Here is a 12,745-nt window from a genome sequence, read left to right as displayed (position 1 = left end):
AAGAGGTTCGCGTCATCCGGACGGCGTTTCCTGACGCGAACCTCTTGATCAACGGGTTGCAGCGGGCGGTGGTGGGGGTGGTGGGACTAGGCTGCGGCGGCATGAGTGGTGAGATTCCCGCCCGGGCGGACGTGGTCATCGTCGGGGCCGGGCACAACGGTCTGGTCTCCGCGGTTCTGCTGGCCCGCGCGGGTCTGGACGTCCTCGTGGTCGAGGCCGCCGACGTGATCGGCGGCGCTACCCGCACCGAGAACCCGTTCCCGAAGGTGCCGGGGCTGCGCCACTCCACCGGCTCGTACCTGCTCGGGCTGATGCCACCGGAGCTGCTCGCCACCCTCGACGTACGCATCCCGGTGCTGCGCCGCGACCCGCACTACTTCCTGCCCACGCCGGGTGGCCTCGGCTCGCCGTACCTGCTCTTCGGCAGTGACACCGCCGCCACCCGGGCGCAGCTCACCGAGTTCTTCTCCCCCGCCGACGTGGCCGCCGACGACGCCATGCAGGCCGAACTGGCCGCGCTACGCGAGGACCTCGCCCCCGCCTGGCTGGCCGAGCCCCTGAGCGTCGAGGAGACCGCCGAGCGGCACGTCCGCCCGGCACTGCGGCAGGTCTTCGTCGACCTGGTCCGCGGGTCGGTCGCCGACTACCTGGCCCGCTTCGAGTTCCGCTCCGAACTGCTGGTCAGCATGTACGCGGTCACCGACGGCCTTTCCGGCCTCAACGCCGGCCCGGACGACCCCGGAACGGGTCACAACTTCCTCGTGCACAACATGTGCCGGCTGCCCGGCTCGGGTGGCACCTGGATGATCGCCGAGGGCGGCATGGGCACCGTCTCGCGGACGTTCGCCGACGCCGCCCGCGCCGCCGGGGCGAGGATCCTGACCGGTACGCCGGTCAGCGCGGTGACCCTGGACGGCGGCGCGGCGAGCGGAGTGGTGTTGGCCGACGGCCGGGAGGTCAGCGCCCGGGTGGTGCTCGGCGCGTGTGATCCGTACCGGCTGATGGAGCTGTTGCCCGACGGCGCGCTCCCGGCGCGACTCGGCGATCAGATGGCGGCGGTCCGCCGGCCCGGCACCACCCTCAAGCTCAACCTGGCGCTGCGCGGCCTGCCCCGCTTCTCCTGCCTGCCGGCCGACGCGCCGAGCCCGTTCGGGTCGACGATCCACCTGCTGCCCGGCTCCGCGTCGCTGGTCGGCGGGGACGCCACCTCGCCGATGGCCGCGCTGCGCGACATGTGGGCGGACGTGCAGGCCGGGCGGCTGCCGGCCGAGCCGACCATCGAGTGGTACCTGCACACCACCGTCGACCCGTCGCTCTCCGACGCGGCCGGGCACCACTCGTCGGCGCTGTTCGTCCAGTCGGTGCCCTACGAGCTGACCGGCACCACCTGGGACGCGCAACTGCCCGGCTACGTCGACCGACTCGTCGAGATCGTCGAACGGTACGCCCCCGGCACCGCCGACCTGATCGCCGACGCGGTGCCGCTGCCCCCGCCGGGCATCGAGGCGCACTTCGGCATCACCGGGGGGCACATCCACCACGTCGACAACACCGTCTCGTTCACCGACCGGATGCCGTACGCCACCGGCATCGACGGCGTGTACGCGGGCAGCGCCGGCTGCCACCCCGCCGGCAGCGTGATCGGCGCGGCCGGCCACAACGCGGCCCGCCGGATCCTCGCGGACCTAGGTAGTTGACTCGGCCCGGCGCGCGTACGGGCGGAGGTCACCCGGGCCGCCGATGAGATAGAAGCCGACCAGCAGGAGGTACGCGCAAAGGCTCAGGATCGGGTCGACGAAGACGGTGGCGAAGGCGACCAGGTAGAGCACGGGCTTCAGCCGTATCCGCCGGGCGATCGCCCGAGCCAACCGGGGATCCAGGTCGGCGTGCAGCAGCCTGGCGCGGCGGGCCCACCACCAGCTCAGGTTCACGAAGATCGCCTCACCGAGCACGGTGCCGAGGTAGAGGGCGGCGGTCAGCCGTTGCTCGGTGGCGCTGCCCCGCAGGTTGTCCGACAACAGGTCGGCCGTGAACGGGATGGTGGCGATGAAGAGCAGCACGAGCAGGTTGAGCACCAGCAGCATCTGGTCGACCCGGACCACGTACCGCCAGATGTTGTGGTGGGCGATCCAGACCTGACCGGCGATCCCGAAGGTGATCACGTACGCCAGGTAGGACGGCCAGGCGTGGGCGAGGGCGGCGGGAAGCTCCCTTCCGCCCTCGCGGGCCGGGCCGGTCTGGAGCAGTTCGACGGCCATCACCGTCAGGACGACCCCGAAGACCCCGTCGCTGAACGTCTCGACCCGCGCCGCGTCCCGGGCCATCTCCCGACCGCGCCCGTACCGGTAGTCCTTCCGCGCGTCCGCCCCTGCCACGTCCGCCCCGCTCTCGGTGGTGCGTCTCGCGCGCACCCCCTCCCGCGATCTTGCACTTTCGGTCGCCGTTGCGGGGCGAATGCGGTGCTTTGCCCCCACCGAAAGTGCAAGATCGCGGGCTAGGAGAGGGCTTCGCCGGCGGGGGCGGGGGTTTCCGCGTCGACCCGGTGGGCTCTCACCTTGTGGCCGACGCTGGTCAGGCAGCGGCCGCTGGGCAGGTCGAAGCGCCAACCGTGCAGCTGGCAGGTGAGCTGGTCACCCTCGACGATGCCGAAGCGGGTCAGATCCGCCTTCAGGTGCGGGCAGCGCCGCTGCACCACCCAGTCGCCCAACGTGATGTCCTCGGCGTCGGTGCTGCGTTCATGCTCGTCGTACCAGCCCTCGGCGTACTGGAGCCGCTCCTCGGACAGGCACTTGAAGAACGCGTAGACGAACTCGTTGTACTGGCCGATCCGCGCCGCCGAGAACCGGCAGGACAGGAAGAGCGAGTTGACCCAGTCCACCTCGTCGATGAAGAGCAGGTGCTCGATCAGCGACCGCTCGGTCCGGAACCGGTACCGCACCTTCTCGTCCGCGTACGGCCGGACCTCCTTGCCCGGGAAGTCCACCACGATGGACTCGACGCTCTCCCCGTCGTACCCCACCAGGTCGAAACGGACCGGGCCGCCGACCCCCTTGGCCAGGTAGATCGACTCGTCGAGCAACGGCTCGATCCGGCGCTTCATCTCGCCGAGCACGTCCACCTCGGGGTGCCGCCAGGATGCCTTCTCCGCCTCGATGATCGGGCGCTTACGCTCCCGCATCTCCTCCAGGTGGGCGACCTTGTTCGCGAAGAACTCCTCGACCGGCACCGGGTGGGTGGTGCTCGCGCCCTCGGTGGTGACCTCGGCGACGCTGCCCGGCAGCAGCACGATGCCGTTGGTGCCGCCGACCTTCGCGTACTCGCTCAGGAACACCGACTGGTCGGGGAAGATGTTGCCCTCGTCGCCGTGGATGTCGTTGAACTGCCACAGCTCGTCGTCGAGGAAGCACGGCGGGCCGGCGATCGGGAAGACGTGGTCGGCCTTCAGGTCGTCGATGTACCGCCACGTCCGGTCGAACTGCCGGTCGCGCTTCTGCTTGCCGAACGCGGTCTTCGCCGCCTGCGGCAGCTCGTAGACCATCGGATACCAGATGGCCCCGGAGAACTGGAGCAGGTGCGCGTGCACGTGCCCCAGCTCGGCGAAGACGCTCAGGTCGGTGGGGCGGGCGTCGTTCTGGTTCAGCAGCCGCACCCCGTCGTACTCGACCCAGAGCGACGAGTCGCCGATCGGGCCGTCGGTGGGGCTGGTCAACGCCTGGATCATGATCTTCAGGCCGCCGGGCAGCTCCACGACCTGCTCGTTGGGCGCCTTCAGGAACTTGGTGAAGCCCAACGCCCGGAACTCGTCCTCCATCTCGGAGGTGGGGAACTCGGGAAGCAGGACCGTGGCGTCCTTCGAGATGTGGTCCCGCAGGTGCTTCGCGTCGAAGTGGTCCCGGTGCAGGTGGGAGACGTACAGGTAGTCGACCTGACCCAGCGTCTCCCAGTCGAGCAGCGAATTGTCCGGGAAGGGGAACCACGAGGCGAAGTAGGCCGGATTGACCCACGGGTCGCACAGGATGCTGCCCGCGGCCGTGTCGATCCGCATGCTGGCGTGCCCGGTTCCGGTCACTCGCACCGCACAGTCCCCCTCAAACAGACAATCAGGTGTACGCCAAACGCTACCGGAGTGAGTCTGACCGCCACCCCTCGACGCCCGTAGAGCCGTCCGGCCTGGGCGGGCAGGGCTGCATGGGCGGGAAACCCCCACCGCACCGCCCCGGGCGGGAGGCGTGCCAGACTAACCAAAGATCCGATCGCGAGGGAAGGACCGACAGTGGCAGGAAGCGAGCCGGTAACGTCGCCGGACCAGCACAAGCCGGGGCACCGCAAGTCGGGGCGCATCGGCGCCGTGCTGTCCGCGCTGGCGCTGGTCGTCATGGCGTTCTGCGGCAACCACGAAGGCAGGGTCGAGGACATCTGGCTGGTCGGCCTCGCCGCGCTGCTGCTGGTCATCGTGATCGGCGATGCCGTGCTGCGGCGCAACGGTCTGCGCTCCTGACCCAGCCGTCCGCCGGTCGACCGGCCGACAAACGCCGAGGGCCCGCCCCCACCCGGGGACGGGCCCTCGTTTGTGTACGCGTCCGGGTCAGCGCCCGAACAGGATGTCCTGCACGTCCTTGAGCGCCGCGTCGACCTCGGCCTCGAAGTAGCCGCCGGGCACCAGACCGAACCGGAGCGTGTCCAGGTCCTTCGGGTCGACCGGCATCGGGTTGCGACGCTGCATGCCGCCGAGCAGGGACTCGAAGAACTGGTCCACCTGGTCCGGGTCGTACCCGCTGCCGAAGCGACGGACCTGGAACCGGCGGCGGATCTGGTCGACCCGGTACAGGTCGCTGCCGGGCGGGCCGGCCATCGGCGGACCACCCATCGGCGGACCGGCGACGGCGGGCGGGCCGGCCATCGGCGGACCGCCGATGCCCTGCTGCGGCATCGGCGGCGGACCGGCCGGGCCGCGCCGCAGGTCACGCAGGTCACGCTCGGGCATCCGGATCTCGGCCGTCATGTCGGCGCGGGCACGCCGGCCGGCCTCGAAGCCGTCGAAGCGCGGCTCCTCCGGCGACGGGTAGCCACCGGGCGCTCGCGGACCGTCGGGCGGGCCGTAGCCACCGGGCATCCGCTGGTCATCCGGCGGGCCGTAGCCACCGGGCATCCGCTGATCGTCCGGCGGGCCGTAGCCACCGGGCATCCGCTGATCGTCCGGCGGACCGTAGCCACCGGGCATGCGCTGATCGTCCGGCGGACCGTAACCACCCGGCATGCGCTGATCGTCCGGCGGACCGTAACCACCCGGACCGGCCGGCAGGCCGCGCGGCGGCAGGCCGTGCCCACCCATCGGGCCGCCGGGCCCCATCGGGCCGGGACCGCCCGGGCCGGGGCCGGGGCCACCAGGGCCAGGGCCGCGCTGCGCGTCGTAGCCGCCCCGGGGGCGTCGTACCCGCCGGCGAAGGCGCCGGTGGGCTCGTCGTACCGGCCGTAGCGGTCGGCCGGCGGACCGGCCTGGGCGGGCATCGGGCGGGGAGGCATCGGCTGCGGCATGCCGCCACGGTCGTCGCGCATCGGCGGACCCATCCGGTCCGGGGGACCCATCCGGTCACCCATCCGAGGATCGCCGCCGCGTCCGGCGCTGTTGCGCTCCTCCAACTCGGCCAGCTGTCGCTCGACCCGGTCCAGGTGCAGGTCGACCTGCCACTCGTCATAGCCGTTGAACCGGACCCGGAAGACGACGTCGTGGACCTCCTGCGAGGCGACGGGCGCACCGACCTGTCGGCCGTCGAGCGTCGCCTCGACCCGGTCGAGGAAGGCGTCCACCTCGTCGACCTTGTATCCCCGGCGAACCGCCTTGCGCCGGAAACGCTGACCCTGACTCGCCACTATGTCTCCTGGTGTCGTTCGCCACGCCCGGTCACGCCGGTGCCTCTTCGGCGCGGTCGGTGAAGGTGTCGGTGTCCTCGGCGGCGGCGAGCTGGCCACACGCGCCGTCGATCTCGCGACCCCGGGTGTCCCGTACGGTGGTGGAGACGCCCGCGTCGCGCAAGCGCCGGACGAACTCCCGCTCGACCGGCTTCGGGCTCGCGTCCCAGCGGCTGCCCGGGGTCGGATTGAGCGGGATGAGGTTCACATGCGCCAACTTGCCGGCCAACAGCCGCCCGAGCAGGTCAGCTCGCCACGGCTGGTCGTTCACGTCCTTGATCATTGCGTACTCGATGGACACGCGACGGCCCGTCCGGGCGGCATAGTCCCACGCTGCGTCCAGCACCTCGGCTACCTTCCAGCGCTGGTTTACCGGCACGAGTTCGTCGCGCAGATCATCATCGGGCGCGTGCAACGACAACGCAAGGGTCACAGAGAGGTCTTCGCTGGCCAGTCGGCGGATGGCCGGAACCAGGCCGACCGTGGAAACGGTGATGTGCCGCTGGGACAGGCCGAGCCCTTCCGGAGCGGGGCTGACCAGCCGACGGATCGCCGCGATGACCCGGTTGTAGTTGGCCAACGGTTCGCCCATGCCCATGAACACGACGTGCGACAGCCGCGGCGGTGAGCCGGCGACCGCGCCGGAGGCCGCCACCCCGGCCAGGTAGACCGCCTGGTCGACGATCTCGGCGGTGGACAGGTTGCGGGTCAGCCCGGCCTGGCCGGTGGCGCAGAACGGGCAGGCCATGCCGCAGCCCGCCTGGCTGGAGATGCAGACCGTGACCCGGTCCGGGTAGCCCATCAGCACGCTCTCCACCAACGCGCCGTCGTGCAGCTTCCAGAGCGCCTTGCGGGTCGCGCCGTCGTCGCAGGCCAACTCGCGCACCGGCGTGAGCAGCGTGGGTAGCAACTCGTCGGCCAGGCGCGCACGGGTCGCGGCGGGCAGATCGGTCATCGCCTGCGGGTCGCGTACCAGCCGCCCGAAGTAGTGGTTGGAGATCTGCTTGGCACGGAAGGCGGGCTCGCCCAGCCCGGCGACCAGCGACTGGCGGCCGGCCAGGTCCAGGTCAGCAAGGTGCTGCGGTGGCATGGAGGCCCGGCGTGCGGTGGGGGCGTCCGAGATGGCGGGGATCAGCGGCAGACTCGTCATGGCCGGTCCAGTGTGTCACGCCTGAAGCGTTCGGCACCCGTCCGGAGGTGCCGAACCGGCCCCCGGCGTCGGTCGGCAGCGCTCCCGCCATGGTGACGCATGCCTCACCCCACCAGCGGCACGAAGATCGCGAGCAACAGGTAGGCGGTCGGCACCGCGAACAGGATCGAGTCCAGCCGGTCCATCAGGCCACCGTGCCCCGGCAGCAGGTTGCTCATGTCCTTGATACCGAGATCCCGCTTGATCATCGACTCGGCGAGGTCGCCGAGGACCGCCGCGCAGGAGACGGCCACCCCGAACACCGCGCCCCACCACGGTGCCAGGTCGAACATCAGCCACAGCAGCAGGGCGCTGCCCAGCGCCGCCGCGGTCACCGAGCCGGCGAACCCCTCCCAGGACTTCTTCGGGCTGATGGACGGAGCCATCGGATGCCGGCCGAAGGAGACGCCCGCCGCGTACCCGCCGGTGTCGGAGAGGACCACCGCGATCAGCGTGGCCAGGATGCGCAGCCGACCGTCGTCCGGGGCCGCCGCCAGCAACGCCGCGAAACCCGCGAGGAACGGCACGTAGACGGCGATCAGCGTGGCGGCGGTCAGATCCCGCTGGAAGCCGGACGGGCCGTCACCCAACCGCCAGATCATCGTGCCGAGCACCGTCACCAGCAGCCCGAGGCTGAGCGCGTCCGGGCCGGCGAACCAGGCCAGACCCACGGTCAGGACTCCACCGGCGAGCAGCGGCACCAGCGGCGGATGAGCGCCGCTGCGCCGGACCGCCCGGGCCATCTCCCAGATGCCGATGGCGACGGCGGCGGCGATCACCGGCAGGAACGCCGGCGGATAGACGGCCAACGGCACCACGATCAGCGCGCCCAGGGCGAGGCCGACACCGATCGCCGCCGGCAGGTTGCGGCCGGCTCGTCCGGTACCCACCTGCTGTGTCGCCGGTCGGTCGACGCTGGCCCGTCGGCGTCCCTTCGGCCGCCGACCCACCGGCGGCTCCGGGTCGGTGATCGGGTCGTCGTCCGGCAGGATCTCGGCGCCGATGGGCGCGAGCTGCGCCGTGGGGAAACCGGCATCGTCGTCGTAGCGGGGCCTGGCGTCGCGGTCGTCGTAGCGGGGCCCGGCGTCGCGGATGTCGTATCGCGGGTCGTCGCGGTCGTCGTAGCGCGGTGGAGCGTCGCGGTCGTCGTAACGGGGCCCGGCGTCGCGGATGTCGTAGCGCGGCGTGGGGTCACCGGCCGGTGGGCGGTCGCCGTAAGGACCCCGGTCGTCGAAACGGTCCCGGTCGTCCGGGCGGACGGCCCGACCACGCTCGTCGTACGGGTCCGGTGACTGCGGCTCGGCGTACGCGCGGCTGTGGGGCTCGGTGTACAGCTCAGGCCCGGCGGCCGGACGGCGGCTCCACTGGCCGGCCTCCAGCTCCTGCTCGGGCCAGGGCAGGGCGACCGGGCGCTCCGGCCGATCCCAGCCGCGCGGCTCGCCGCCGTAGGGGTCGGGGCGGGACATCACGCACCGTGTCGGAGCGCGAGTGCCACCACATGACGCAAGACCACAAGCATCCCCTACAAGCGCGACTGTTCCTCCGGCTCGACCGCCGTGACGGTCGTTCGATTCCCGGTGTTCACCGCCCGGTGACCGGGAATCCTGCCGAGCCTACTGCACTCTCCGGCGAGGCGAGGCGGACGCTGGCCCGCCCCTCGGCGTACGCCTCCGGCGCCGACCCCTCTCTTCACGTCCTTTGCACTGCTTCAGCGGAGGCGACAGTCGATGTCCGGATACCGGACGCGAGGTGTTGCCTCCGTTGAAGCAGAGCAAAGGGGCCACGACAGGTCCGCGGGGCCCGGCTGGTCGCGGGTCTGGCCGCGGGGACGGACCCGAAAAAAGGGGCGAGGCCCGCCCCGTTGATCGGGTCGGGCCTCGTCGTGACGAGCCGGCGGTGGTCACACCTCCAGCAGCTCGGTCTCCTTGTGCTTGACCAGGTCGTCGATGCTGGCGACGTAGCGCTGCGTCAGATCGTCGAGTTCCTTCTCGGCGCGGCGGCCGTCGTCCTCGCCGGCCTCGCCGTCCTTGACGATCCGGTCCAGCTCCTCCTTGCCACGGCGGCGGACGTTCCGGATGGCCACCTTGGCCTCCTCGCCCTTGTGCCGGGCCACCTTGATCATGTCGCGGCGGCGCTCCTCGGTCATCTGCGGGAGCAGGATGCGCAGCTGGTTGCCCTCGTTGTTCGGGTTCACCCCGAGGTCCGAGTCGCGGATCGCCTTCTCCATCGCGTTGATCTGCGAGTTGTCGTACGGCTTGATGATGGCCATGCGCGGCTCGGGAACCGCGATGGACGCCATCTGGGTCAGCGGCGTGGGCGTGCCGTAGTAGTCGATGATGACCTTGGAGAACATGGCGGCGTTGGCGCGACCGGTGCGGATGGCGCCGAACTCCTCCTTGGCGTGCTCGACAGCACGCTCCATCTTCTCCTCGGCCTCGAGGAGGGTGTCGTCGATCACCGGTCTCCTCGCCTCCTTCTGTGCTCGTCGTGGGCTCTGCTGAAAGTCGTCAGGCTCAAGCGGTGATCAGGGTGCCGATCTTGTCGCCACCCACCGCGCGGATGATGGTGTCGTCACCCTGCGCGCCGAAGACCAGCATCGGCAGGCCGTTCTCCATGCAGAGGCTGAACGCGGCCGCGTCGGCCACCCGCAGGTTGCGGCGCAGCACCTCGGAGAAGGTGATCGAATCGAGCTTGCTGGCGGTCGGGTCGATCCGCGGGTCGGCCGTGTAGACGCCGTCCACGCCGTTCTTGCTCATGAGCACCACGTCGGCGCGGATCTCCAGCGCCCGCTGGGCGGCCACGGTGTCGGTCGAGAAGTACGGCATGCCGGCGCCGGCGCCGAAGATGACCACGCGGCCCTTCTCCAGGTGCCGGATCGCCCGCAGCGGGATGTACGGCTCGGCGACCTGGGCCATCGTGATGGCGCTCTGCACCCGCGTCTCGATACCCTCCTTCTCCAGGAAGTCCTGCAACGCGAGGCAGTTCATCACGGTGCCGAGCATGCCCATGTAGTCGGCGCGAGCGCGGTCCATCCCGCGCTTCTGCAGCTCCGCGCCGCGGAAGAAGTTGCCCCCTCCGACCACCACCGAGACCTGCACGCCGCGGCGGACCACGGTGGCGATCTGGCGGGCGATGGCCTGCACGACGTCCGGGTCGACGCCGATCGCGCCCCCGCCGAACACCTCACCGGAGAGCTTCAGCACCACCCGACGGGCCCGCCCGGGCGGCGGCGCCGTCGGGTCGTCCACCGCCAGCGTCCGGTCACTCACAACCTGCGTCATCCGCCCCGCCTTCCCCACGCGCACGCCCCGGGCGAGGCGTTACCGCGAACCTGCCGCTGCCGACCCTATGTGACGAGGAGGCCGCGGTGCCTGTCACGTACACCGGCGGCCTCCTCGTTCGACGTCTCCTGCCCACGGGCACGCGTGGCGCCCGGTGGCGGCTCAGGCCTGGCCGACCTCGAACCGCACGAAGCGGGTCACCTCGATGCCGGCCTCGGCCAGCACCTGCTTCACCGACTTCTTGTTGTCGGCCACCGACGCCTGCTCGACCAGGACGTAGTCCTTGAAGAAGGCGTTCACCCGGCCCTCGACGATCTTCGGCAGGGCCGCCTCGGGCTTGTTCTCCTCGCGGGCGGTCTGCTCGGCGATGCGCCGCTCGGACTCGACAACGTCAGCCGGAACCTCGTCACGGCTGAGGTACTTCGGCCGCATGGCCGCGATCTGCATCGCGACGCCGCGGGCGTCAGCGTCGCCCGCCTCGTCGCTCTTGCCGGTGTACGACACCAGCACGCCGACGGCCGGCGGCAGGTCCTGGGCCTTGCGGTGCAGGTAGACCGCGGTGGTGCCCTCGACCTTGGCGAACCGGTTGAGCACCAGCTTCTCGCCGATCTTGGCGGACTGCTCCTGGATCAGGTCCGCGACGACCTTGCCGTCCAGCTCGGAGGCGAGCAGCTCCTCGGCGTTGGTCACGCCGGAACGCTCGCCGTGCTCGACCAGCTGCTGGGCCAGCGCGATGAACGACTCGGTCTTGGCGACGAAGTCGGTCTCGCAGTTGAGCTCGAGCAGGGCCTTGCCGGAGTGGGCGACCAGACCGTTGGCGGCCGTACGGCCAGCCCGCTTGCCGACGTCCTTCGCGCCCTTGACGCGCAGGATCTCGACGGCCTTGTCGAAGTCGCCCTCGGCCTCGGTCAGCGCCTTCTTGCTGTCCATCATGCCGGCGCCGGTGAGGTCGCGGAGCTTCTTGACGTCCGCGGCGGTGATTTGGGACATGGCTCTCTCTTCGATGTTGAGTCGGCGTGTGGATGGTCAGAGGTGCCGGTTACCCGGAATCGGGCCGAACGTGCCCGTCGTACCGTCGCCGCCCGCCGTCAGTGAAAACGGACGGCGGGGCGGCGACGATGCGATCACTCCGCGGTCGCGGCCGCCGGCTGCTCGGTGGCGGCCTGCGCCGGCTGCTCGGTGGCGGCGGGCTGCTCGGCGGCGGCAGCGGCCGGCTGCTCGGCCGGGGCGGCCGACTCGTCGGCCTTCTTCGGCTCCAGCAGCTCGCGCTCCCACTCGGCCAGCGGCTCGTCGCTCGCGACACCCTCGGGCTTCTCGTCCCCGCCCCGGCGACGGCCGGAACGCGCGATCAGACCGTCCGCGACGGCGGCGGCGACAACCTTGGTCAGCAGCTCGGCCGAGCGGATGGCGTCGTCGTTGCCCGGGATCGGGAAGTCGACCTCGTCCGGGTCGCAGTTGGTGTCGAGGACGGCGATCACCGGGATGCCCAGCTTGCGGGCCTCGTCGACGGCGATGTGCTCCTTCTTGGTGTCGACGATCCAGACGGCGGCCGGCAGCTTCTGCATGTCCCGCAGACCACCCAGGGTGCGGGTGAGCTTGATCTTCTCGCGGGAGAGCTGCAGGGTCTCCTTCTTGGTGTAACCGGCGGCGGTGCCGCTCAGGTCACCAAGGGCCTCCAGCTCCTTCATCCGCTGGAGCCGCTTGTACACCGTCTGGAAGTTGGTCAGCATGCCACCGAGCCAGCGGTGGTTGACGTACGGCTGACCGACCCGGGTCGCCTGCTCGGCGATGGCCTCCTGGGCCTGCTTCTTGGTACCGACGAAGAGGATGCTGCCACCCTCCGCGACGGTCCCACGCACGAACTCGTACGCCTTCTCGATGTAGTCGAGAGTCTGGCGCAGGTCGATGATGTAGATGCCGTTGCGCTCGGTCATGATGAAGCGCTTCATCTTCGGGTTCCAGCGCCGGGTCTGGTGCCCGAAGTGGACACCGCTCTCCAGCAGCTGACGCATGGTCACGACGGCCATGGTGTGGGTACTCCTCAAGATCCCTGGTTGTCACGCCCGGCCGGTGGCCGGGCGTCCTGGCGCCTGGTCGCCGGCCCATGGTGGACCCGATCAAGATCGGGACCAGGGAGGCCGTCGCTACACGACGATTCGTGAAGAGGGCGCGCGAGGTCGACCGCGCGAGGCGGTCGCCAGTTGGCCAGTGTACGCCCCTCCCCGGTTTCGGCGTGCCGGGGTGCCGCGCCGCCGGACAAGATCGCGCTAGTTCCGGGAAATAGTGGCCTCCGCGTCACCAGAGGCCACTATTTCCTGGATGTTGCGTGATCATCGACCGCGCCGGGCGGACGGCGGCGGGTCAG

10 protein-coding genes and 1 pseudogene are annotated in these 12,745 nt (G+C 70.8%); 2 read left to right on the top strand and 9 right to left on the bottom strand.

Translation table 11 applies throughout. The features are described from left to right. The first annotated feature begins 101 nt into the window (after positions 1–101). A complete protein-coding gene (locus ACQP0N_RS07375; protein WP_433118630.1) occupies positions 102–1,697 on the top strand; it encodes a phytoene desaturase family protein in 1,596 nt (531 codons plus the stop codon). Here ACQP0N_RS07375 and ACQP0N_RS07370 read toward each other — a convergent pair. Together ACQP0N_RS07370 and ACQP0N_RS07365 are read right to left on the bottom strand one after the other, a co-directional pair. After that, positions 1,686–2,324 carry a TMEM175 family protein gene (locus ACQP0N_RS07370; RefSeq protein ID WP_433121490.1) on the bottom strand — a complete coding sequence of 213 codons (639 nt, stop codon included), beginning with the start codon at positions 2,322–2,324 and terminating at the stop codon, positions 1,686–1,688. The two genes, ACQP0N_RS07375 and ACQP0N_RS07370, sit on opposite strands and share 12 nt — an antisense overlap. Before the next feature lie 170 nt (positions 2,325–2,494). Beyond that, complete coding sequence (locus ACQP0N_RS07365; protein WP_396805297.1) at positions 2,495–4,075, bottom strand: Rieske 2Fe-2S domain-containing protein; 1,581 nt, start codon at positions 4,073–4,075, stop codon at positions 2,495–2,497. A gap of 198 nt (positions 4,076–4,273) precedes the next feature. Here ACQP0N_RS07365 and ACQP0N_RS07360 point away from each other — a divergent pair, with 198 nt between their 5' ends. Next, a complete protein-coding gene (locus tag ACQP0N_RS07360) occupies positions 4,274–4,498 on the top strand; it encodes a DUF2631 domain-containing protein (protein ID WP_007456591.1) in 225 nt (74 codons plus the stop codon). 87 nt (positions 4,499–4,585) lie between these two features. Here ACQP0N_RS07360 and ACQP0N_RS07355 read toward each other — a convergent pair. The 7 genes and pseudogenes from ACQP0N_RS07355 to rpsB form a co-directional block, all read right to left on the bottom strand. Then, a pseudogene (locus ACQP0N_RS07355) lies at positions 4,586–5,871 on the bottom strand (DivIVA domain-containing protein). 31 nt (positions 5,872–5,902) lie between these two features. Further along, positions 5,903–7,060, bottom strand: coding sequence for a 23S rRNA (adenine(2503)-C(2))-methyltransferase RlmN (rlmN, locus tag ACQP0N_RS07350; protein ID WP_355051592.1), 1,158 nt, complete (start codon positions 7,058–7,060; stop codon positions 5,903–5,905). Positions 7,061–7,164: 104 nt separating this feature from the next. Next, positions 7,165–8,565 carry a phosphatidate cytidylyltransferase gene (locus tag ACQP0N_RS07345; RefSeq protein WP_433118627.1) on the bottom strand — a complete coding sequence of 467 codons (1,401 nt, stop codon included), beginning with the start codon at positions 8,563–8,565 and terminating at the stop codon, positions 7,165–7,167. 434 nt (positions 8,566–8,999) lie between these two features. Beyond that, entirely contained in the window at positions 9,000–9,557 is a 558-nt protein-coding gene (frr, locus tag ACQP0N_RS07340) for a ribosome recycling factor (RefSeq protein ID WP_088946658.1), read from the bottom strand. 55 nt (positions 9,558–9,612) lie between these two features. Next, complete coding sequence (gene pyrH, locus ACQP0N_RS07335; RefSeq protein ID WP_151490294.1) at positions 9,613–10,380, bottom strand: UMP kinase; 768 nt, start codon at positions 10,378–10,380, stop codon at positions 9,613–9,615. A gap of 162 nt (positions 10,381–10,542) precedes the next feature. Continuing rightward, positions 10,543–11,370, bottom strand: coding sequence for a translation elongation factor Ts (tsf, locus tag ACQP0N_RS07330; protein ID WP_355051590.1), 828 nt, complete (start codon positions 11,368–11,370; stop codon positions 10,543–10,545). Between the two features lie 134 nt (positions 11,371–11,504). Beyond that, entirely contained in the window at positions 11,505–12,407 is a 903-nt protein-coding gene (gene rpsB / locus ACQP0N_RS07325; protein WP_433118624.1) for a 30S ribosomal protein S2, read from the bottom strand. Between the last annotated feature and the right edge of the window lie 338 nt (positions 12,408–12,745).

Source organism: Micromonospora sp. CA-246542 (assembly GCF_050942905.1).
Classification (GTDB): domain Bacteria; phylum Actinomycetota; class Actinomycetes; order Mycobacteriales; family Micromonosporaceae; genus Micromonospora.
The sequence above is the reverse complement of the archived record's forward strand: the minus strand, read 5'-3'. Positions and strand labels throughout refer to the sequence as shown.

Excerpts from the sequence above, each read along its gene's own strand:
- rpsB (WP_433118624.1), bottom strand. The coding sequence starts at position 12,407 with ATGGCCGTCGTGACCATGCGTCAGCTGCTGGAGAGCGGTGTCCACTTC.
- tsf (WP_355051590.1), bottom strand. The coding sequence starts at position 11,370 with ATGTCCCAAATCACCGCCGCGGACGTCAAGAAGCTCCGCGACCTCACC.
- ACQP0N_RS07345 (WP_433118627.1), bottom strand. The coding sequence starts at position 8,565 with ATGTCCCGCCCCGACCCCTACGGCGGCGAGCCGCGCGGCTGGGATCGG.
- ACQP0N_RS07370 (WP_433121490.1), bottom strand. The coding sequence starts at position 2,324 with ATGGCCCGGGACGCGGCGCGGGTCGAGACGTTCAGCGACGGGGTCTTC.
- rlmN (WP_355051592.1), bottom strand. The coding sequence starts at position 7,060 with ATGACGAGTCTGCCGCTGATCCCCGCCATCTCGGACGCCCCCACCGCA.
- ACQP0N_RS07375 (WP_433118630.1), top strand. The coding sequence starts at position 102 with ATGAGTGGTGAGATTCCCGCCCGGGCGGACGTGGTCATCGTCGGGGCC.
- pyrH (WP_151490294.1), bottom strand. The coding sequence starts at position 10,380 with ATGACGCAGGTTGTGAGTGACCGGACGCTGGCGGTGGACGACCCGACG.